This is a genomic window from Pedobacter punctiformis, from assembly GCF_027213715.1.
Classification (GTDB): domain Bacteria; phylum Bacteroidota; class Bacteroidia; order Sphingobacteriales; family Sphingobacteriaceae; genus Pedobacter; species Pedobacter punctiformis.
Genome location: NZ_JAPWGM010000001.1, coordinates 1,131,010 through 1,152,346 on the forward strand (window position 1 = coordinate 1,131,010; position 21,337 = coordinate 1,152,346).

General features: G+C 36.6%; 23 protein-coding genes and 1 pseudogene. 11 read left to right on the top strand and 13 right to left on the bottom strand.

Annotation, left to right across the window (positions count from 1 at the left end; all coding sequences use genetic code 11):
- Window positions 1–9 precede the first annotated feature (9 nt).
- Window positions 10–1,671 (top strand): pyruvate dehydrogenase complex dihydrolipoamide acetyltransferase, encoded by a 1,662-nt coding sequence (locus O0955_RS05050; RefSeq protein WP_269426433.1) that lies wholly within the window; start codon window positions 10–12, stop codon window positions 1,669–1,671.
- A gap of 351 nt (window positions 1,672–2,022) precedes the next feature.
- On the opposite strand, the gene O0955_RS05055 is transcribed toward O0955_RS05050, so the two are convergent.
- On the bottom strand, window positions 2,023–2,619 hold the full coding sequence (locus O0955_RS05055) for a carboxypeptidase regulatory-like domain-containing protein (protein ID WP_269426434.1): 597 nt from the start codon (window positions 2,617–2,619) through the stop codon (window positions 2,023–2,025).
- A gap of 435 nt (window positions 2,620–3,054) precedes the next feature.
- Between O0955_RS05055 and O0955_RS05060 the strand changes: the two genes are divergently transcribed.
- The 4 genes from O0955_RS05060 (at window position 3,055) to O0955_RS05075 (ending at window position 6,090) form a co-directional block, all read left to right on the top strand.
- The gene (locus O0955_RS05060) at window positions 3,055–3,606 is read left to right on the top strand and encodes a cupin domain-containing protein (RefSeq protein ID WP_269426435.1); all 552 of its coding nucleotides are present in this window, start codon (window positions 3,055–3,057) and stop codon (window positions 3,604–3,606) included.
- Window positions 3,607–3,674: 68 nt separating this feature from the next.
- Window positions 3,675–4,904: a serine hydrolase domain-containing protein gene (locus O0955_RS05065; protein WP_269426436.1), complete on the top strand. Its 1,230-nt coding sequence runs from the start codon at window positions 3,675–3,677 to the stop codon at window positions 4,902–4,904.
- 176 nt (window positions 4,905–5,080) lie between these two features.
- Window positions 5,081–5,386: a YbaB/EbfC family nucleoid-associated protein gene (locus O0955_RS05070; RefSeq protein ID WP_269426437.1), complete on the top strand. Its 306-nt coding sequence runs from the start codon at window positions 5,081–5,083 to the stop codon at window positions 5,384–5,386.
- Window positions 5,387–5,412: 26 nt separating this feature from the next.
- Complete coding sequence (locus O0955_RS05075) at window positions 5,413–6,090, top strand: metal-dependent hydrolase (protein ID WP_269426438.1); 678 nt, start codon at window positions 5,413–5,415, stop codon at window positions 6,088–6,090.
- Between the two features lie 54 nt (window positions 6,091–6,144).
- Here O0955_RS05075 and O0955_RS05080 read toward each other — a convergent pair whose 3' ends face one another.
- On the bottom strand, window positions 6,145–6,498 hold the full coding sequence (locus tag O0955_RS05080) for a hypothetical protein (RefSeq protein ID WP_269426439.1): 354 nt from the start codon (window positions 6,496–6,498) through the stop codon (window positions 6,145–6,147).
- Window positions 6,499–6,644: 146 nt separating this feature from the next.
- The gene (gene polA / locus O0955_RS05085; protein WP_269426440.1) at window positions 6,645–9,449 is read right to left on the bottom strand and encodes a DNA polymerase I; all 2,805 of its coding nucleotides are present in this window, start codon (window positions 9,447–9,449) and stop codon (window positions 6,645–6,647) included.
- Window positions 9,450–9,615: 166 nt separating this feature from the next.
- On the opposite strand from polA, the gene O0955_RS05090 reads away from it, so the two are divergent.
- Together O0955_RS05090 and O0955_RS05095 are read left to right on the top strand one after the other, a co-directional pair.
- The gene (locus O0955_RS05090; protein ID WP_269426441.1) at window positions 9,616–10,386 is read left to right on the top strand and encodes a hypothetical protein; all 771 of its coding nucleotides are present in this window, start codon (window positions 9,616–9,618) and stop codon (window positions 10,384–10,386) included.
- A gap of 48 nt (window positions 10,387–10,434) precedes the next feature.
- Window positions 10,435–11,121 (top strand): hypothetical protein, encoded by a 687-nt coding sequence (locus O0955_RS05095; RefSeq protein ID WP_269426442.1) that lies wholly within the window; start codon window positions 10,435–10,437, stop codon window positions 11,119–11,121.
- A 2-nt stretch (window positions 11,122–11,123) separates the two neighbouring features.
- Here the strand turns inward: O0955_RS05095 and O0955_RS05100 are convergent, their stop codons facing one another.
- The 5 genes and pseudogenes from O0955_RS05100 to trmB all read right to left on the bottom strand — a co-directional run bounded on the left by O0955_RS05100 (window position 11,124) and on the right by trmB (window position 13,484).
- Window positions 11,124–11,711 carry a DNA-3-methyladenine glycosylase I gene (locus O0955_RS05100; protein ID WP_269426443.1) on the bottom strand — a complete coding sequence of 196 codons (588 nt, stop codon included), beginning with the start codon at window positions 11,709–11,711 and terminating at the stop codon, window positions 11,124–11,126.
- 6 nt (window positions 11,712–11,717) lie between these two features.
- Window positions 11,718–11,999, bottom strand: a pseudogene (locus O0955_RS05105) (four helix bundle protein); the annotation flags it as partial.
- Between the two features lie 106 nt (window positions 12,000–12,105).
- Window positions 12,106–12,465 (bottom strand): carboxymuconolactone decarboxylase family protein, encoded by a 360-nt coding sequence (locus O0955_RS05110; RefSeq protein ID WP_269426444.1) that lies wholly within the window; start codon window positions 12,463–12,465, stop codon window positions 12,106–12,108.
- 34 nt (window positions 12,466–12,499) lie between these two features.
- Window positions 12,500–12,829 (bottom strand): MGMT family protein, encoded by a 330-nt coding sequence (locus O0955_RS05115; RefSeq protein ID WP_269426445.1) that lies wholly within the window; start codon window positions 12,827–12,829, stop codon window positions 12,500–12,502.
- A 4-nt stretch (window positions 12,830–12,833) separates the two neighbouring features.
- Window positions 12,834–13,484, bottom strand: a complete 651-nt coding sequence (gene trmB, locus O0955_RS05120) for a tRNA (guanosine(46)-N7)-methyltransferase TrmB (protein WP_269426446.1) — start codon at window positions 13,482–13,484, stop codon at window positions 12,834–12,836.
- Window positions 13,485–13,624: 140 nt separating this feature from the next.
- Here trmB and fcl point away from each other — a divergent pair, with 140 nt between their 5' ends.
- Both fcl and O0955_RS05130 read left to right on the top strand, forming a co-directional pair.
- Window positions 13,625–14,551, top strand: coding sequence for a GDP-L-fucose synthase (gene fcl / locus O0955_RS05125; protein ID WP_269426447.1), 927 nt, complete (start codon window positions 13,625–13,627; stop codon window positions 14,549–14,551).
- Window positions 14,552–14,662: 111 nt separating this feature from the next.
- A complete protein-coding gene (locus O0955_RS05130) occupies window positions 14,663–15,595 on the top strand; it encodes a hydrogen peroxide-inducible genes activator (protein ID WP_269426448.1) in 933 nt (310 codons plus the stop codon).
- Here O0955_RS05130 and O0955_RS05135 read toward each other — a convergent pair.
- The 5 genes from O0955_RS05135 to O0955_RS05155 all read right to left on the bottom strand — a co-directional run bounded on the left by O0955_RS05135 (window position 15,592) and on the right by O0955_RS05155 (window position 18,198).
- On the bottom strand, window positions 15,592–15,861 hold the full coding sequence (locus O0955_RS05135) for a hypothetical protein (RefSeq protein WP_269426449.1): 270 nt from the start codon (window positions 15,859–15,861) through the stop codon (window positions 15,592–15,594). The genes O0955_RS05130 and O0955_RS05135 overlap by 4 nt on opposite strands.
- 24 nt (window positions 15,862–15,885) lie before the next feature.
- The gene (locus O0955_RS05140; RefSeq protein ID WP_269426450.1) at window positions 15,886–16,338 is read right to left on the bottom strand and encodes a hypothetical protein; all 453 of its coding nucleotides are present in this window, start codon (window positions 16,336–16,338) and stop codon (window positions 15,886–15,888) included.
- 99 nt (window positions 16,339–16,437) lie between these two features.
- Window positions 16,438–17,046, bottom strand: coding sequence for a superoxide dismutase (locus tag O0955_RS05145; RefSeq protein ID WP_269426451.1), 609 nt, complete (start codon window positions 17,044–17,046; stop codon window positions 16,438–16,440).
- Window positions 17,047–17,368: 322 nt separating this feature from the next.
- Window positions 17,369–17,836, bottom strand: a complete 468-nt coding sequence (locus O0955_RS05150; protein ID WP_269426452.1) for a nucleoside deaminase — start codon at window positions 17,834–17,836, stop codon at window positions 17,369–17,371.
- A 26-nt stretch (window positions 17,837–17,862) separates the two neighbouring features.
- Window positions 17,863–18,198, bottom strand: a complete 336-nt coding sequence (locus O0955_RS05155; RefSeq protein WP_269426453.1) for a tRNA-binding protein — start codon at window positions 18,196–18,198, stop codon at window positions 17,863–17,865.
- A 204-nt stretch (window positions 18,199–18,402) separates the two neighbouring features.
- On the opposite strand from O0955_RS05155, the gene O0955_RS05160 reads away from it, so the two are divergent.
- Both O0955_RS05160 and xylA read left to right on the top strand, forming a co-directional pair.
- Window positions 18,403–19,884, top strand: a complete 1,482-nt coding sequence (locus tag O0955_RS05160) for a xylulokinase (RefSeq protein WP_269426603.1) — start codon at window positions 18,403–18,405, stop codon at window positions 19,882–19,884.
- Window positions 19,885–19,903: 19 nt separating this feature from the next.
- The gene (gene xylA, locus O0955_RS05165) at window positions 19,904–21,235 is read left to right on the top strand and encodes a xylose isomerase (protein WP_269426454.1); all 1,332 of its coding nucleotides are present in this window, start codon (window positions 19,904–19,906) and stop codon (window positions 21,233–21,235) included.
- Window positions 21,236–21,337 lie beyond the last annotated feature (102 nt).

A 21,337-nucleotide genomic window follows, 5' to 3' on the forward strand; every position in this document is an offset into this window, starting at 1 on the left:
AGATATATAATGGCTGAAGTAGTTAGAATGCCCAAAATGAGCGATACCATGACTGAAGGGGTATTGGCAAAATGGCATGTTAAAGTTGGCGATAAAGTAAAGAGTGGTGATGTGCTTGCCGAGGTAGAAACCGATAAAGCAACAATGGATCTTGAATCTTACGAAGAAGGTACTTTATTACATATTGGTGTTGAAGAAGGTAAAGGCGTTCCTATTGATGCAATTATTGCAGTAATTGGAAAAGAGGGAGAAGATTTTCAGGCCGCAATTGATGCAGCAGGTGGTGCTGGTAAAGCGGAGGGTGAAAAACCGAAAGCCGAAAACACTGAAGCGCCTAAAGCTGAAGATAAAAAAGAAGAAGCACCAGCCCAGGGTGGTGGTTTAAGCGAAGAAGAATTAGCAGCAAAAGGTGTTACGGTAATCCGCATGCCTTTGTTAAGTGATACCATGACTGAAGGCGTAATTGCTGAATGGCATAAAAAAGTTGGTGATAAAGTAAAAGATGATGATGTTTTAGCAGACGTAGAAACCGATAAGGCAACTATGGAAGTTATGGGTTATGCAACCGGAACTTTATTGCACATTGGCGTAGAAAAAGGTTCCGCTGCCAAAGTAAATGGAATTATTGCAATTGTTGGTCCGGAAGGAACTGACATTAGCGGAATTTTAAGCGCTGGTGATGCCCCTGCTAAAAAAGCAGAAAGCACTGAAGCTAAAACAGAAGCTCCAAAATCAACGGCTGATGCAAGTACAGCTGCTGCTCCGGTTGCAGAAAGTACTTCTGATAGCCGCGTTAAAGCATCTCCGTTAGCAAAGAAAATTGCAAAAGATAAAGGAATAGATTTAGCTCAGGTTTCAGGAAGTGCAGAAGGTGGCCGTATCATTAAAAAAGATATCGAAAACTTTAAACCTGCTGCTGCACCTGCTAAAGCTGAATCTTCTTCGGCTCCTGCAGAGAAAGCTGCTCCAGCCCCTCAGTTTATAGGCGAAGAGAAATTTACTGAAAAACCAGTTTCGCAAATGCGTAAAGTAATTGCGAAGCGTTTATCTGAAAGTTTATTTACGGCTCCGCACTTCTATTTAACAATGGCCATTGATATGGACAAAGCTATTGAAGCCAGAGCACGTATTAATGAATATGCACCATCAAAAGTTTCATTCAACGATTTAGTTTTAAAAGCAACCGCAATTGCTTTAAAACAACACCCAATTGTGAATTCTTCATGGTTAGGTGATAAAATCCGTTACAATGAGCATGTAAATATTGGTGTAGCAGTTGCTGTAGAAGATGGTTTGTTGGTTCCGGTTGTGCGTTTCGCCGATGGAAAATCATTAACACATATTTCTGCTGAAGTAAAAGATTTTGCGCAAAAAGCTAAAGCTAAAAAACTTCAGCCGGCAGATTGGGAAGGTTCTACCTTTACCATTTCTAACCTGGGTATGTTCGGTATTGATGAGTTTACTGCGATTATTAACTCGCCTGATAGCTGTATTTTAGCTGTTGGAGGTATTTCTCAGGTTCCTGTTGTTAAAAACGGAGCAGTTGTGCCCGGAAACGTAATGAAAGTAACTTTAAGTTGCGATCACCGTACAGTTGATGGCGCCAGTGGTGCTGCATTTTTACAAACGCTTAAAGCTTTGTTAGAAGAACCGGTTAGATTATTAGCCTAATCATTTAACAAGTTTAAGTTTTAAACGGATTAAAATAATTAAAGGCTTCCAATTTTGGGAGCCTTTTTTACTTCGCCAATTTTGCTAAATCTCGAAAAACCTCGATGTACAATAATCTTTCTTTATTAATGTTATCTGTTTGAGAATGGCTATTTATTGCAATTCCAAATAAAAGTATGATAGCTAAAGCAATTTTTTTCATATTAACATCCCTTCTTGTTTGTTGAATTTGATGAGTTCGTTAATTCTTTACTCCCATTTGATTTTGCTCTCGTCTTATCAGGTGCTTTTATATTATTCTAAAGATGTCCCCAAAAGTTTGACATTTTTGAGGACATCATTTTAGATAATTTAATTGGTTGTATGCTGTTTAGCGTCCTTTAATATAAAATCAACAATTACAGAATCTCCTTTGACAAGATTGAGAGAATTAGTTGATGTTAAATGATATCCAAGGTAGGTAGCACGCAAAATATGTTTTCCTGGCATTAATTGGATTCGATACTTACCATTTGAATCTGTCGTTGTTAAAAGCGATGTGTCAGCAGATTTTATTGCTGCGCCTGGCAGTGTCCGGTAATTTATATTTGTGTCATAAACTGTCCCGGTAACAATAACCTTATCACCAAAGTTTTTTTTAATTGTTTGCGTATAACTACCATTTCGATTCAACGAACAGCTTGACAAACAAGCTAACATCATTACTGAACTTAATATTAATAATTGCTTTTTCATATTTTTTGAATTAACATCCTGAAGGATTTCCTTTACCCGATTTAGGGTCCCCATTTCTATCTGTGCCATATTGCTCAGCCAATAGAGTGTCTTGTATTCGATTTTTTTCAGCAGTTGAAAGCGTTTGATACGCTGGCGTACCTTATAGTCCTCCCCATGCCATGTCGCTGTAGAATTGTTCTTTTTCTGCAATACTGGAGAAAGAATATCCATGCATATCTCCATATTCTTGAAGCCCTTTTGCAATGTCATTTTTAAATTCAATTGTCATTTCAATAGGTTTATGTTGGGATGATAAATCAAATATAAAAATATTAAATATTTATATACATTAACGTAGTATTAAGTTTCGGTACAAATTCCGCGTAAACTATTTTGCCATTTGTATGTCAATGAATTTCCATCTTCCGCTTATTGAATTTAAAGCAACCGTCGCATTACATAATTTGCGTAAAACCTCTATGTGTTGTGCCTGTGGTTTTATATTAACTAGCGGTTGAAGTCAAAAATGCTTTTATTTATAGTCCAAACAGAGAGATTATTGAATTTTTGGTGCCCCATAATTATAAATCTTCTTTCCTGTTTTAAACTTACTATTAAATCTAAACCCTTTAATGATTAATTTGTTAGTAGATAAACACCTTAATCATGGACAAAGAAAAATTAATACAGGAAGCCTATCTGGTTTCCCACAAAATAGAAGAAAACGGAAATTTCCCTAATAATAAAAACCTGCCTTTAATGATTTATAAAGGTGCTTTTTTAATTCATCCGGATGAATCTGAAGAAGTAATTAAAAAGGTATTTGCTCAAAATGGTTATACCAATGCCTGGGTTGATTCTATTTTTGACTATCATCATTACCATAGCAATACACATGAGGCAATGGGTGTTTTTTGCGGAAAGGCTGAGGTACAGTTTGGCGGCGAACACGGTGTTTGTATTGAACTTGATAAAGGCGACGTAGTCGTGATTCCGGCAGGTGTTGCGCATAAAAAATTAAACTCAACCGAAGACTTCACTGTAGTTGGAGCTTATCCAAACGGAATGAGTTATAACATCAGATATGGTAAAGCTGATGAACGCCCGGAAGCAGATCAGGATATTGAAAAAGTTAAAAATCCAGACAACGATCCCGTGTATGGGAGCAAAGGTCATTTATTTGAGTGCTGGTATAAACAAAATTGCGAAAATGTGTAAAACTCTTTGAAAATAACGATTCAAAATTCTTTATTTTTCGGGTTTTAAATTAAGTATTACCGACATAAATGAATTTTCGCAATATAATCGCTGCCATAGCACTCTCTTCAATATTATTAACCGCTTGCTCAAGTAAAAAATCAGAAGAAAAAAAAGCTGCTGAAAAGAAAATTCGAACCAAAGAAGACGATAAGGCCGATAGCCTGTTATTAGTCTACGATCCTGCAAAAGGAGATAAATGGATCGCCGATTTTGTAGATAACTTGCATAAAAAATTTGGCTTTAATGGCAATATGCTTGTTGCGAAAGACGGGAAGATTCTGTATGAAAAGGCAATTGGCTGGGCAGATTATTTGCACCGCGACAGTTTAAAAATAAATTCAGAATTTGAACTGGCCTCCATTACTAAAACGTTTACCGGTACAGCCATTATGCAATTGGTTGAAGCAGGTAAACTTTCGTTAAACGATAACGTTAAAAAGTTTTTTCCAAATTTTCCTTACGAAGGAATTACTGTGAAGCTATTGTTAAGCCACCGTAGCGGAATGATGAATTATGTTTATTTTATCGATGACATTTGGCGCAAGGAAAAACGCAATATGAAAAAAGGTGTAACCAACCAGGAGGTGATGGATGTTATTGCCGAGAAAAAGCCAAACCCATACACCAAACCTGATAACCGGTTTCATTATAACAATTCAAACTTTATGGTTTTGGGTGCTATTATTGAAAAAGTAACTGGTCAGCGTTATTCCCAGTATATGATGGAACACGTTTTTAAACCGGCAGGATTAAAAAATACCCATGTTTACAGCACCACGGAGTACGAAAAAATTCCGGTTGATGTAGTTGGCCATGACAGAACCTGGAAATACTCTGTAGCTCAAAACTTTTTAGATGGCCCGGTTGGAGATAAAGGAATTTACAGCACAGTACACGATTTAGTTTTATTTGATAAATACCTGAAAAACGGGAGGTTACTCACCAAAAAGAGCCTGGATTCTGCCTACGTTGGTCGAAACAAACCTATTAATGGTCATTTTAATTATGGTTACGGCTGGCGCATGTTTGATGGAGAAAATATGGATAAAGTAGTATATCATACCGGATGGTGGCATGGTTTCCGTCATATTTATGTACGTGATTTAAATAAAAATATCGTAATTATATTTTTGGGTAATTTAACCAACGGCAGTTTAATGCACCTTGATGATTTGTATAAGCATTTTGATATGCCTGTTATCCGCAAAGGTGCGTATCATGGTAACGGAAGTTTGCCGGGAAGCGATGAGGATTAAAATCACTCTAATCTGCAATTAGATTATACTCTTTTAATGATTTGGTTAGATTTCTTTAATTTGGAATCTAACCAATTTTATTTACGAGGTATCGCATTTAAACTCTATTTTTCAAAAAAAATAAGCGGAAGAAAAACAAAACGTGTTAATTTCGTTTTATTATAAAAACACAAATTATGTTTGATAAATTATTTGCGGCACAACAAAAAGCCGAAGAGATTAAAAAGCGCTTGGATACCATTTCAGTATTCGGCGAAGTTGAAAATGGTGCAATAAAAATAACTGCAACAGCAAATAAAGCCATTACCGCCATTGCGATTGATGAAGAATTTTTAAAGTCTGCGGATAAAGAAGAACTGGAAGAGCTTTTATTAACAGCAATAAATAAAGCACTGGCAAATGCAGAACAGGTTAGTGCAACCGAAATGCAGTCGGCTACTAAAGATATGCTTGGTGGTTTGGGTGGAATATTCGGTTCTTGATAAAACAAAATCTTAATCCCACAATTATGAAATATACATATTACGGTCAGTCATGTTTTTTAATTGAAGCGGCTGGAAAAAAACTATTATTTGATCCATTTATTACGCCAAATCCATTAGCTAAAAATATTAATGTAAAAGCAATTGAAGCCGATTATATTCTGGTCAGTCATGGACATGGAGATCATGTGGCAGATTTAGTTGAGCTGGCTAAACAAACCGGTGCTACGGTAATTGCAATTCCTGAAGTTATTGGTTGGGTTCAGAAACAAGGTATTGATCAGGTTCATCCAATGAACTTTGGAAAATTTACGTTCGATTGGGGTGCAGTTCGTATGGTGCCGGCTACACATTCTGCAGGTTTGCCTGATGGAAGTTATGGTGGTAACCCAGCCGGTTATGTACTGGAATTAGAAGGCAAATCTATTTACTTCGCCGGAGATACGGGTTTGACAATAGAAATGAAGGTGCTTGCAGACCTTTACAACCTGGATTATGCCATTTTACCAATTGGAGGCAATTACACCATGGATGTTGATGATGCCTTAATTGCAACTAAATATTTAGAATGCAATAACGTTATTGGTGTTCATTATAACACTTTCCCGGTTATAGAAATAGATACAAATATTGCTGCTGATAAGTTTAAGAGAGAAAATAAAGTATTGTTGTTGCCCGAAATTGGCGAAACGATAACCTTGTAAATAAAAAAAGGTTCCGATTAAAACCGGAACCTTTTTGAATTATAAACCTAAACCTTAGTTCTTTTTAACTGCTGCAGCTGCTTTGTTAGCTTTGTAACGCATATCGGCTGTACCATCTTTTTTAGTTGGACCTACAACTTTAACTGCAGCTTTAGCTTTGTTTTCTTTAAAACGCATGTCTGGCGTACCATCTGCTTTTACTTTTGCAACTGTAGTCGTTGTTTTGGTTTCTACTTTTTTAGCTTCTGTTTTAACACCCGCTTTAACTGGAGCTACAGTAGTTTTAACTTCTTTTTTTACAGTTCTTTTTGCCTGGTTAGCAGTAGCTGTTGCCGCTGCTGGTGTTTGAGCAAACGCTGCTGTTAAACTAAATGCTGCGATTGCGATTAAACTCAATAATTTTTTCATGGTTTTTTAAATTTTGTTTTACTCTTTATTTGTTGATATAAAATTGGTTATCGGGGATGAAGATTGTATGAAGATAATGAATGATTTTTAATTAATCGAAAAGTTAATAGATATTATATAGCGCATTTTAACAGGATTCCAATTCATTAATGAGCCGCTAACCAGTTATCGCCTTCACCAATTTCTACAACAATTGGAACAGTTGTTTTTATTGCGTTCTTCATTCTATCCTGAATAATGATTTTCATGGCCTCTTTTTCCGATTTTAGAACATCGAAAACCAACTCATCATGTACCTGCATAGTCATGGTTGATTGTAAATTTTGCGCCTTCATATCTTTATGAATATTGATCATTGCAATTTTAATCATATCTGCCGCTGATCCCTGGATAGGTGCGTTTATCGCATTTCTTTCTGCAAAGCCACGTACGGTTTGATTTGCGGAGTTAATGTCTCTCAGGTAGCGTCTGCGACCCATGATGGTTTCTACAAAGCCATTCTCCCTTGCAAAGTTCATTGTGTCGCTCATGTAACGTTTAATGCCGGGATATTGAGTAAAATATTGTTCGATAATTTCTGCTGCTTCTTTACGTGGAATACCCAGGTTTTGAGAAAGCCCGAAGGCCGATTGACCATAAATAATTCCAAAGTTTACCGCTTTAGCATTTCGGCGTTGTGTGCCGTCAACCTCCTCAATACCAATACCATAAACTTTGGCTGCCGTTGCCGTGTGAATATCGATCCCCTTATTAAAAGCATCGATCATATTTTCTTCCTGACTGATGTGTGCAATAATGCGCAACTCTATTTGCGAATAATCGGCAGATAGCAAAATGTGGTTCTCATCCCGTGCAATAAATGCTTTACGCACCTCCCTTCCTCTTTCGGTACGAATGGGAATATTTTGCAAATTCGGGTTATTAGAACTTAATCTTCCCGTTGCCGCAACAGCCTGATTGTAAGAAGTGTGTACGCGACCCGTTTTTGGATTAACCATTAACGGCAAGGCATCCACATAAGTAGATTTTAGTTTTTGGAGCTGGCGGAAATCCAGAATATCCTGTACAATGTCGCTTTTACTAGCCAACGCCATTAAAACATCTTCTCCGGTTTGGTACTGACCAGTTTTGGTTTTTTTCGCTTTGGGGTCAAGCTGTAATTTATCAAATAATACCTCACCCAGCTGTTTCGGTGAAGCTAAGTTGAATTTAACACCCGCTTTATCGTAAACATTTTGCTCAAACCTGATGATGTCTTTTTCAAGCTCAGTTGAATAGGTTTTAAGCGTTTCAATATCAATTCTTACCCCTTCCTTTTCTATATCGGCTAAAACATAAACCAATGGATTTTCAATTTCTTCAGCCAGCTTATCCGCATTAAGTTCTTTAAGTTTAGGCTCAAAAATATGTGCCAGTTGTAAAGTAACATCCGCATCTTCAGCGGCGTAGTCTACCACTTTTTCTACCGGAACATCCTGCATGGTGCCTTGATTTTTGCCTTTTGGACCAATTAAAGTGGTAATTGAAATAGGTGAATAACCCAAATAATTTTCAGACAATACATCCATTCCATGACGGGTATCCGGATCAATTAAATAATGTGCCAGCATGGTGTCAAAAAGCCTTCCTGCCACTTGCACACCATACCATTTTAGCACCAGGATATCGTATTTGGTGTTTTGTCCAATCTTGTCAATCTTATCATTTTCAAGCACCACCCTAAATTCATCAACAATAGCCTGTGCTTCTTCCCGAATAGCTGAAACCGGAATATAATAAGCTTCGCCTGGTTTTATGGAAAATGAAAGACCAACTAAATCGGCCATATTCGCGTCCGTTCCCGTCGTTTCAGTATCGAAAGAAATCTGTTTTTGCGTTAATAATAACTTAATTAAGTCTGCACGTTTCTCTACCGTATCTACCAGTTGATAGTTGTGTTCAGTATTTTCTATGGTTTTGGCCGGCAGTTTTTCCGCAGGTTCTTCTTCAAGCGTATTGGTGTATTGAATGGCTTCGCCCGGTTGATTTCCAAAAAGGTCTGTCTGTGTGCCCTCCTGAAATTTGGCTGTGGTTACGGAAAATCCATCACCAAAAACCCTTCTTCCAAGTGTTCTAAATTCCAGCTCTGTAAAAAGTGGTTCTAATAAATCACGGCTGGGATCACATAATTCCAGTTCCTGCTCATTCAATTCAACCGGAACATCCAATAAAATTGTTGCCAGTTTTTTAGAAATTAACCCCTGTTCGGCAAAATTTTCAATGTTTTCACGTTGCTTACCTTTTAATTCATGACTGTTGGCAATAATATTTTCCATTGAGCCGTATTGCTTTATTAAAAGTTTAGCCGTTTTTTCACCAATGCCCGGAATGCCTGGAATATTGTCAACCGCATCGCCCCATAAACCTAAAATATCTATCACCTGCAATACATTATCTATTTCCCACTTGGCTAAAACTTCTTTTACACCAAGTATTTCCATATCATTACCCATGCGGGCAGGTTTATAAATAAATATATTCTCCGAAACGAGTTGCGCAAAATCCTTATCAGGTGTCATACAATAAACCTGATAACCTTTTTGCTCTGCTTTTTTAGCTAATGTGCCGATAATGTCATCCGCTTCATAACCATCAGAAGTAATTACAGGAATGTTAAATCCCGTAATTAATTTAATTACGTAGGGCATTGCAGCCGATAAATCTTCGGGCATGGCCTGGCGGTGCGCTTTGTAAGCCTCGAAAGAAGTATGTCTTTCTGTTGGGGCTTCGGTATCAAAAACTACCGCAATATGTGTTGGTTTTTCTTTCTTTAGTACATCAAGCAAAGTATTGGTAAATCCCATTACGGCCGATGTATTAATCCCTGTAGAAGTAAACCGGGGGTTTTTACTTAGTGCAAAATGCGCCCTGTACATCAGCGCCATTCCATCTAAAAGAAAGAGTTTTTTCATAAAATATTAATTACACAGACCAAAAGGATTACGCCAATTGCTGTGAGTTACTGATTTGAGTAAAAGTAACCAAAGTTAATCATATCGGTAAAATGCTTTTCAACAAAAAAATTAAATTTAATTATTGAATTCTTGTATTTTAATCATCATCAAATAAAAACGCTTTATGAAAACATGTTGTACATTATTTTTTTGTTTAATAGCTGGCTTAGTTCATGCTCAACTTCCGGCTGATACTTTAATTACCTACATTACTTTTGAAAATCTGAAGGGGCATAATGACGGTTATGGTGCATCCATCGATCGCCCAATTGGCACTGGTGCTTTTAAAAATCTGGTTGACAGAAGTTATTTAAGCTCAAGGATGGCCAAGCTTGAAAATTCTTATCGCTGGCCGGATGGGACAAGAATCGATTTTACCAAAAGAAACAGTGAGCATTCGAGTACAGGAATTGTAGACCGCTATACCTTAATACACCCGAATTTAAAAGATACGATATGGTTATTTGTTGATCCATATAAATTAGATTCTATTTTTTATGTGCCCAAAGGTTTGATTGCAATTAATAAAGATGTTTTAGCAAAGGAAATTGCGCCACAGCTTAAAGCGATTGAAGATATTAATGCCGCTAAAGATGCTTATAGCAACGAACAGCAAAACATAAGGAATATTGCCAACTACATTGCAGCTCGTTTTGGCGTAGTTAATTTTATTGATCAGGATAATTTGCGGAAAGTAATGAAGGATACACAGGCCGGTGCCGAAATAAAAAATTATCTATTTATGCTTTACGTTTTAAATAAATTTTATGCATTGGGAAAAAATATTACACAACCTAAAATGTATGCTTTGAATAAAATGAAGCAAGCGTTTATTAACTTCCAAAAAGAACATCCTAATGTAGAAACCGGCAACATTAAAATTAACCTGAATTAGTACGATTTGAAATTAAGTTGCGTTATTTGTGAAAAGCCAATTGATTATATGAAATTTCTGTTTTTTTCCTTTCTTTTCTGGTTTACGTTAAACCAGGTTTCAGCCCAGGATTTTGTGGTTAAAAATAACGATGAAGTCATTCGCGGGACCATTAAAGGAACAGACTATTTTTCAGTTTTTATTAGTCAGAATGATGAAGCCGATGTGGTGCTTTCTGCCAGCAATGTGAAAAATTTCTTTTGGAATGGAGATACTTATTTAAGTAAGGGCTTTGCGAACAAAAAGAACTTTGAATATCGTTTCGTAAAAGTAATTGAGCTGGGCGCAGTTAACCTGTATGCTTTTGGTGGAGGAACTTTAATGCCTGTTCAAAAAGAAAGAAAGGTAAGGTTCAGACCTTCAGTTGGCATTGGTGCAGGTGCCGGTGGTTACAGCGGTATGGGTATGGGTGGTGGAATAAGCATTGGCGGTGGTGGAAATAGAAATAATACACCTGAACAGCTTGCCGGCAGTATGGCGGTAAGGTATTTTATTGAAAAACCCGGTACGGGACCTTTGCAGGAATTGCCCATTAAAGCAATAACCGATGCAGATAAAAAAGCTGTGGTAAAAAGTATTCTCCTGCAAAAGTTAGGTGATCAGTCAGCTTTGCTGGAAAAGGTTGAGGCAAATACAGAACTAAACAGCCGGGATGTAATTGAATTGGTGAAAGCCTATAATGAAGCAAAAAAATAGAATTATCTTCTTGCGCAACAATTTATTAAATGATCGTTTACCATGCCCGTAGCTTGCATGTGGGCGTAACAAATGGTCGTTCCAAAGAATTTAAAGCCCCGCTTTTTCATGTCTTTGCTAATCTGGTCTGATAGCTCTGTTCTGGGCGGAACATCGCCCATTTTTTCAATATGATTTAAAATTGGTTTACCATTGGGTAAAAAGCCCCATATATATTTAGCGAAACTGCCAAACTCCTGTTGAATATCAATAAACAACCTGGCATTGGTAATTGCTCCATTAACTTTTAACCAGTTCCTTATAATTCCCGGATCATTCATCAGCCGCTCTACATCATCTTCCTTAAAAGCAGCAACTTTTTTAACTTCAAAATCTGCAAAAGCCTTTCTATAATTTTCCCGTCTGCGTAAAATGGTAATCCAGCTTAAGCCGGCCTGTGCTCCTTCCAAAATCAAAAATTCAAATAAAATTTTATCATCATAAACGGGTTTGCCCCATTCTTCATCATGGTATTTGATGTACAAAGGATCAGCACCCGCCCAGGCGCAGCGAATTAAGTCCTTAGTCTGAAGTTTTAAGTCTGTAGCCATTATTAACTATGAAAATTTAGTGGAATTATTAATCATGTAATTGATTAATTTGCTGATTTCTTCGCACTGGTTATCCAATGAGATAAATTCTTCTTTTGAGATGTAATTACAAGCTAAGGCAACATCTAACCAAACTTGTGTTTCTCCATTTTCCATATCTGCATCGGTTAATTTGCTTATAAAATGACTAGGGTACCTTCTTTTTTTATACGCTTCTCCAATACTACTACAAACAGAATGAGAAGATCTTCTGATTTGATCAACCAAGCTATATTGCTCTTCTTTTGGGAAAACCTTAGTTCAATCATAAATTCTCATTAATAGAGAAAACCCTTTTTTATACGCTATCAGTTCTCTGAATTTCCCCATTTTTTCAAAATATCGACTAAAGACTTTAGACTGCTGACTTAGGGCTGTTTAAAAGCTCATCCCAATACTCCACGGCTCTTCTATAGTGAGGAATAACAATACTGCCACCAACTAAATTGGCAATCATAAAAATCTCATTCATTTCATCTGTATTCACGCCTGCATCATAACATTTACCTAAATGATATTTAATACAATCGTCGCAACGTAAAACCATAGAAGCTACAAGACCCAACATCTCTTTGGTTTTTACATTTAGTGCACCATCCGCATATGAAGTTGTATCCAATGCAAAAAACCTTTTAATGTTTGTATTGGCTGTTTCCATTATTCTATCGTTCATTTTTTCACGATAGCCATTAAATTCTTCCACAAGCTTTCCCATATTTCTAATTTTCTTTTCTAAAACAACCAGTGCTTTATATTATTTCTTCAAGTGGATCCCAAAAAACCTTTTTAAAATTGACCACTTTATCATTTTTAACTTCTATTCCTTCTTTTTCCAATAATTCCTGCATTGCATTTGGATCTTCAAAATGAAATTTGCCCGTAAGTAAGCCACTACTGTTGACCACACGGTGTGCCGGAACCTTTGGGTGCGATAAGCCAGAATACAGCATCGCATGACCAACCATCCTCGAAGATTTTGCTGCACCCAAGCTTTTAGCGATGGCTCCATAAGAAGTAACCCTTCCTTTTGGTATTAATCTGACGATCTCGTAAACCTGTTCGTAAAAGTTGGTATCCATAATATTATTCGAATGAGAATTGAATATAGTTAATATTTTTATCGTGTAACAGATACTTTTTCTCGTAATATGTTTTTATAGCCAAAACGTTGTCAACCAAATCTGAGCTATACAAATGATTTGTATTTTTGTGCACTGGTAAGCCTAACTCAGTAACTTTTTCACAAGTGTAAGCATACAGGCCATCGTTATCCGTTTTTAAATTAACTCTTCCTTCTGGGTTTAAAATTACTTTGTAACGATTTAAAAATGCAGGGAAAGTTAACCTCTTTTTCTCTCTGCTATCCTGTGGCTGCGGATCAGGAAATGTGATCCAGATTTCGTCAATTTCTCCGGCCTCAAAATAATCCAGTAAATTTTCGATCTGGATTCTTAAAAAAGCAACATTGTCAATTCCTTCTTCAATTGCAGTTTTTGCACCTCTCCAAATCCGGTTTCCTTTATAATCAATGCCTATAAAATTTTTTTCAGGAAACAAAGTAGCCAGGTTAACTGAATATTCTCCTTTTCCACAAGCCAGTTCCAACACAACCGGATTGTTGTTTTTGAAATGATCTTTTGCCCAGTTGCCTTTTAGTGCTTTTCCCTGATCTAATTGATATACGTTTGCAAATGTTTCTATTTCAGCAAAACGTCTAAGTTTATCTTTACCCACTATTAAATATTAAGTCGCAAATTTAATATTAATTGCTTACTTAATTACAAAAAGCACTGGCCCGAAAATTTATTTGAGGCCGATCAAAGTCTTCCGTTGCTGGTTATTTTGTATTTTTGCAGGTATTAAAAAAAAGAGTTTTGGAAAAATCAGCTAAAATATACGTTGCAGGTCACCGCGGAATGGTAGGTTCTGCAATTTATCGTAAACTACAGCAAGAAGGGTACACTAATTTATTAACAAGAACATCTGAAGAACTTGATCTTCGTAATCAACAGGCTGTAGCAGATTTTTTTGCTTCTGAAAAACCTGACTACATTTTTTTAGCTGCAGCTAAGGTTGGCGGCATTGTTGCAAACAATACTTACAGGGCTGATTTTCTTTATGAAAACCTGGCCATTCAGAACAATGTTATTCACAGCGCCTATATAAATAAGGTAACCAAGCTTATGTTTTTAGGCTCGAGCTGTATTTATCCCAAAATGGCACCACAGCCGCTGAAGGAAGATTACCTTTTGACGGGTACTTTAGAAGAAACCAACGAGCCTTATGCAATTGCTAAAATTGCAGGAATTAAAATGTGCGATGCCTATCGTGATCAATATGGCTGTAATTTTATTTCGGTAATGCCAACCAATTTATACGGATACAACGATAATTATCATCCACAAAATTCACATGTTTTGCCTGCACTGATTCGAAAAGTGCACGAAGCTAAAATTAACAATGAAAAACAAATTGTGGTTTGGGGTTCGGGCTCGCCAATGAGAGAGTTCTTATTTGCCGATGATTTAGCTGATGCCTGCTATTTTTTAATGCAAAATTACAATGAACCACATCTGATTAATATTGGAACAGGTCACGATTTAACCATAAAAGATCTAGCCTTATTGATTAAAGATGTTTTAGGATTTGAAGGCGAACTGGTGTTTGATGCCAGTAAACCGGATGGTACACCACGTAAACTAATGGATGTAACCAAACTGCATAACCTAGGCTGGAAGCATAAAATAGAACTTCCTGAAGGTATTGCTTTAGCTTATCAGGATTTCGAAAGCAGGTACTAAAATAGATTTCATCTTTCTGTTTTTTATCACTTTTTTATTATACATTTCTATTCAGTTTTTATATCATAGTTAAAATCGATATATTTGTTTTAATCAATAAATTTTAACTATATGACTTTAGTTCAGCTTGAATATATTGTTGCGGTAGATACCTATAGAAGTTTTGTAACTGCTGCGGATAAATGTTTTGTAACCCAGCCAACATTGAGTATGCAGGTTCAGAAACTGGAAGAATTAATTAATGTTAAAATATTTGACAGAAGTAAACAACCCGTTAGTCCTACTGAAATTGGTGCGCAAATTATAGCGCAGGCCAGAATCATTTTACAGGAAAGCGGAAAGATCAAAGAGTTAATCAGCAGTCAGCAGCAGGATGTTTTAGGTGAACTTAGGATAGGCGTAATTCCAACGGTAGCCCCTTATTTATTGCCAGAAGTTATTTCTGCAATGCTCGAAAAGTACCCGGATCTGAAATTATTAATCTGGGAATATACAACGGAAGATATTATTCACCATTTAAAAACCGGCGTACTGGATTGCGGTATTTTGGCTACGCCATTAACGGATTCAAATATTACCGAACTGCCCCTTTATTACGAAAATTTTGTGAGTTACATTAGCAAAAGCAGCAAACTATATAAAAAGAAAGCAGTGGATGCGGATGATTTAAATGATGAAAATATCTGGCTTTTAAATGAAGGTCATTGCATGCGGAATCAGGTTTTAAATATTTGCCGCTCTACAAAAAATAACAGATTACAAGGACTGGAATATAACACGGGTAGTGTAGAAACTTTGGTGCGAATGGTTGATTTAAACGGTGGGGCTACGCTATTACCCGAATTGGCTATTGCAGAGTTGAGTGCCAAACAAACCGGAAAAATCCGTTATTTTAAATCGCCCGAACCTGTAAGAGAAATTAGTTTGGTTACCCATAAAAACTTCATCAAAAAAAGAATGCTGAATGCTTTAAAAGAGGAGATTTTAGATATCATTCCTAAGGCAATGAAACAACGGAAAAAGAAAGATGTAGTTGGGATTTAGTGATTTTCTTCTGGTTGTATTGTAACTGAACCAGTGCTTTCTTTTAAGTTTCTTTCCTGTAAATGATCGGCAAGTTGATAGCCCTCACTTTCAGGGTTCTTATCTTCTAAAAAGATTAAAATGATTAGCGAAATGATTGGAATCAGAAAGGAAATAAAGAACCAGAACCAAAAATTTCGACCCGTTCTTTTAGCTAAAAACCCGGCTAAAATTTGCGGGGATAATAACAAACCCAGAACTACAATTCCAAGAAGTATCTCAGGCATAGTAAATCAAAGCTGAATTCAATATTAGTTTTGTTTCTCTGGTTTAGGTCCCGAAAGCAAGCCTTTAATATCACTTTCTACTTCTTCCTCTTCACCTTTTTTCTTCTTTTTGCTTTTGTTTGATTTTCCACTTAAACGTTCTTCGATAATTTTATCGTATTCAGGCTGTTGCTCTGGCCTTAAAACGTTGCGGATATTTTTTGAAGTTTCGTTTTGAAGCTTATAGAATTTATCTACATCTTCCTCACGGGAATTACCAGCTTGTTGTCTTTTTATTAAATCGGCCTGTTCTTTAGCCTGGTTATAAGTAAAGCTATAAATTACACTTTTTTGAGTACCATTGAGTTTAAGTCTTTTATCTAAATCATCAACATTCTTTTGTGCAATTTCCGAAGGTGTAGGCATTTTATTTTGTTGTGCCTTCAAGCTACTGCAGATCCCAACCACGATAAATAACAGAAAAATAAACTTCTTCATCTTTAATAATTTAATAAAACACGAAGTTATCAATTAATCTTAAAATAAGAAAGCCCGCAAAATTGAATTTGCAGGCTTTTTAAACGATAATGATTTGTATTACAGTGCTTTTTTGTAAAGTTCAGCAACGGCATCCCAATTTACTACATTCCAGATTGCAGCTAAATAATCAGGACGTTTGTTTTGATATTTTAAGTAATAAGCATGTTCCCACACATCAATGCCTAAAATTGGCGTACCTTTTACTTCGGCAACATCCATTAAAGGGTTATCCTGATTTGGTGTAGAAGAAACCTGAAGTTTTTTATCCGCACTAACTGATAACCAGGCCCAGCCTGAACCGAAACGGGTTGCACCAGCTTCCTGCATTTTAGTTTTTAAATCAGCAAATGAACCAAAAGTTTCATTAATTGCTTTAGCTAAATCGCCGGTTGGCTCGCCACCTTTGTTTGGACCTAAAACGTTCCAGAATAAAGAGTGGTTATAATGACCGCCACCATTATTTCTAACAGCTGCAGGGTATTTTGAAATGTTTTTTACAATTTCCTCGATGCTTAAACTTGCTTCAGGTTTGCCTTCAACAGCTTTATTTAAGTTAGTAACGTAAGCTTGATGATGTTTATCATGGTGGATTTCCATGGTTGTTTTATCAATATGCGGTTCTAATGCATCGGTTGCGTAGTGTAACGCAGGTAATTCAAAAGCCATAATGTTTTATGTTTAAAGATTTATAAATATTTCTTGTAGCAAATATAACATTCAAAGGTTAAGATTTGTTCATGTTATTATCATCATTCTGTTTTATTGCTTAAGTTAAGCGTTTACGTTTATAAAAATCAATCCATTAACAAGGAAGATAATTGCTCAAAGGTTTTAAAAAATTCAGTAGTTTTTGGAAATGACCGGTAGCAATTCTTTGTTTTTTCAGTCCCGCCATTCACTATAGTCCCGATAGAAAAAATCGGGAGCTGCCGTTTCTGTCGCGTTTATTTAATACAGGTAAGTGGTTCTTCGGATTGTATTAAGCTCATTAACGCTTTCTTGCGAAAAAACCTTTCATCAAGGTGGCACATTCATCGGCTAAAACACCACCTTTTAATTGCGTTTTAGGATGTAAAAGATCAGCGTTTTTTGATAAGAAACCACGTTTCTCTTCCCTGGCTCCGTAAACAATGCGGCTAATTTGTGTCCAGTAACTCGCTCCAGCGCACATTACGCATGGTTCAATGGTTACATAAAGGGTACAGTCTGTTAAATACTTGCCGCCTACTGTTTGTGCTGCAGACGTAAAGGCCTGCATTTCTGCATGTGCGGTAACATCATTAAAACGTTCCGTTAAATTATAACCCCGCCCTACAATCCGGTTTTTGCACACTACAATTGCACCAATAGGAATTTCATCTTCAGCAAAAGCCTTTTGAGCTTCGGCCAGCGCAAGTTTCATGTAATGAATATCCTCCTCGTCCGGATTGTTATTTTCGAAATTATAAAAACTCATGAAGCAAAGATAAGAATAGAAAAAACTTAAATCATTTTACTTCCGTTAGGAACTTCTCCTCTGAGGCTTGTTAAAATAATATCTCCATTTTCATCAGCAAATCCGGTTACTAAAAATTCAGACATAAATTTGCCAATTTGTTTCTTAGGGAAGTTAACTATGCCTATAATTTGTTTTCCGGGTAATTCTTCCTTAGTATAGTGTTTGGTAATTTGGGCACTGCTGGTTTTAATTCCAAATTCACCGAAATCTACTTTTAATTTGTAAGCAGGTTTTCTGGCTTCAGGGAAATCAAAAACTTCTACTATTGTTCCGGCACGTAATTCTACTTTTTCAAAGTCGGCCCATTTTATTGTTTCCATAAATGATAAATAATTAGATTAAGGCAAAAATATAAATTAATAGATAAAAGCAATTTTCAGTTTTTTACTGATTTTAGTTTATTCATTTGAGGCAATTTAAAGGCACATATAATCAATTAATTAACAAAAAATTTGTGATTAATAAATTAACATCTATATTTATGCAACCGTTTGCATAACCAAGTATAAAATTTTATAATGCCCATGTATTTATTAGGTATTGATATAGGCACCTCGTCTATAAAAGTTTCAGTTGTTGATGCGGGCACACGAAAAAGTGTGGCCTCAGTTCAATTTCCTGAAGAAGAAACTGAAATTAAATCCATTCAACCCGGATGGGCCGAGCAATCGCCTGCTGATTGGTGGCATAATACACAGCAGGCCATATTAAAATTAAATGCCTGTAATCTGTTTAACCCCAAAGACATTAAGGCCATTGGTATTGCTTATCAAATGCATGGATTGGTTGTTGTCGACAGCGATCAAAATGTTTTGCGTGATAGTATTATCTGGTGCGACAGCCGGGCAGTAGATTCGGGCGCAGCGGCTTTTGACGGCATTGGCCATCAAAATTGCTTAAAAAACCTGCTTAATTCTCCCGGTAACTTTACGGCATCCAAACTGGCCTGGGTAAAAAATAATGAAGCCCATATTTACGATCGCATTCATAAAATTATGCTGCCAGGCGATTTCATTGCGATGAAATTAACAGGAGAAATTACAACCAGCATCTCTGCTTTATCAGAAGGTATTTTTTGGGATTTTGGAAAAGACGAAATCTCAGCAGAGGTTATGAATTACTATGATTTAGATCGCAATTTTATTCCGGAAGTTAAGCCACTTTTCTCCGAACATGGTTATTTAAAAGAAGGTATTGCCCGTTTGTTAGGCTTATCAGCAGGTATTCCGGTTTCTTATAAATCAGGAGATCAGCCTAATAATGCGCTCTCTTTAAATGTACTTAAACCAGGCGAAGTTGCGGCAACTGCAGGTACATCTGGTGTAATTTACGGAGTGAGTGATGAGCTGACTTACGATCCGCAGTCGAGGGTAAATACTTTTGCACATGTAACCTACGCTAAAGAAAAAAAACATACAGGTGTTTTGCTTTGCATTAATGGTACCGGAAGTATGTATCGCTGGGCAAGGGATCAGTTTGCCGCTAAAACTTCTTATGCAGAACTTAATCAGCTTGCTTCAACATCGCCAATCGGTAGTAAAGGACTTATGGTTTTGCCTTTCGGAAATGGTGCGGAACGCATGTTGAATAATCAATATACCGGAGCACAATTTATAGGGATAGATTTAAACACACATAAACAAGCTGATATTTTTAGAGCAGTACAGGAAGGCATTGCTTTTGCTTTTCATTATGGATTGGATATTATGCGTGAAAACGGCATGAAACCAAAAGTAATCCGTGCGGGAAGAGCCAATCTTTTTTTAAGCGACCTGTTTGCGCAAACTTTTGTTGATGTAACAGGTATTCCGCTGGAATTGTATGAAAATGATGGAAGTGTGGGGGCCGCCCTGGGCGCAGGGATTGGGGCAAAGATTTTTAATAGTCCGGAGGATGCTTTTGCTGATCACGAAATTCAAAAATACTTGGAACCTAAAAATGCAGAAGTCTACGAAAAGGTTTATCAGGACTGGAAACAAATTTTAAACAAAACCTTAAATAAATAGAATCACAAAAATTATAACTATGACAAAAGTAGTAACTGGCGCAAAAACCTTTTTTAAAGATATTGACCAAATTCAATTTGAAGGCTTACAAAGTGATAATCCTTTAGCATTTAGATGGTATGATGCAAATAAAGTAGTTGCAGGAAAAACCATGAACGAGCATTTTAAATTTGCCTGTGCTTACTGGCACTCATTTAATGGCAATGGCAGCGATCCTTTTGGCGGTGCTACGCATGTTTTTCCCTGGGATGAAAAGAAAGATGCAGTAGAAAGAGCAAAAGATAAAATGGATGCTGCTTTCGAATTTATCACTAAAATGCAATTGCCATATTATTGTTTTCATGATGTTGATGTAGTGGATTATGGCGATAATATTGCGGAGAATGAACGCAGATTGCAGGCACTTGTTGAATATGCAAAACAAAAGCAGGCAGCTAGTGGAGTAAAACTTCTTTGGGGTACTGCAAATCTGTTCAGCCATAAAAGATATATGAATGGGGCATCAACCAATCCTGACTTTCATGTACTGGCACATGGCGCCGCACAGGTTAAGGCTGCATTGGATGCAACAATTGCACTGGGTGGAGAAAATTATGTTTTTTGGGGTGGCAGAGAAGGCTACATGAGTTTGTTAAACACCAACATGAAACGTGAGCAGGAGCATTTGGCTCAATTTTTACATACGGCAAAAGATTATGCCAGAAAGCAAGGTTTTAAAGGCACATTTTTTATCGAACCGAAACCATGCGAACCATCTAAACACCAATATGATTATGATGCAGCAACAGTTAAAGGTTTTCTTCAGCAATACGATTTGCTTGCAGATTTTAAATTAAACCTGGAAGTTAATCATGCTACGTTAGCTGGTCATACTTTTCAGCATGAATTACAGGTTGCGGTAGATAGTGGTTTATTAGGCTCTATTGATGCAAACCGCGGCGATTACCAAAATGGCTGGGATACAGATCAGTTTCCAAACGACATTAATGAACTTACAGAGGCCATGTTAATTATTTTAGAAGGTGGTGGTTTGCAAGGTGGGGGCGTAAATTTTGATGCTAAAATCCGTCGTAATTCTACTGATCCAAAGGACTTGTTTTACGCACATATTGGGGGCATGGACATTTTTGCACGTGCTTTAATTACCGCAGATGCCATTCTTCAGAAATCGGATTATAAAAAAATCAGATCAGATCGTTATTCTTCTTTTGATAGTGGAAAAGGAGCCGATTTTGAGCAGGGTAAATTAAGTTTGGAAGATCTTAGAAATTATGCAGCAGAAAATGGTGAACCCGAAGTAAGAAGCGGTAAACAGGAATATCTGGAGAACATTATAAACAGATATATCTAATTTAAATCCCCAAATAGCAGATAAAAGCATTTAATATTCGTTTTTGAGCATAAAATTTATGTTAAAAACGAATATTATTTTACGATTTTATTACATTTAGAA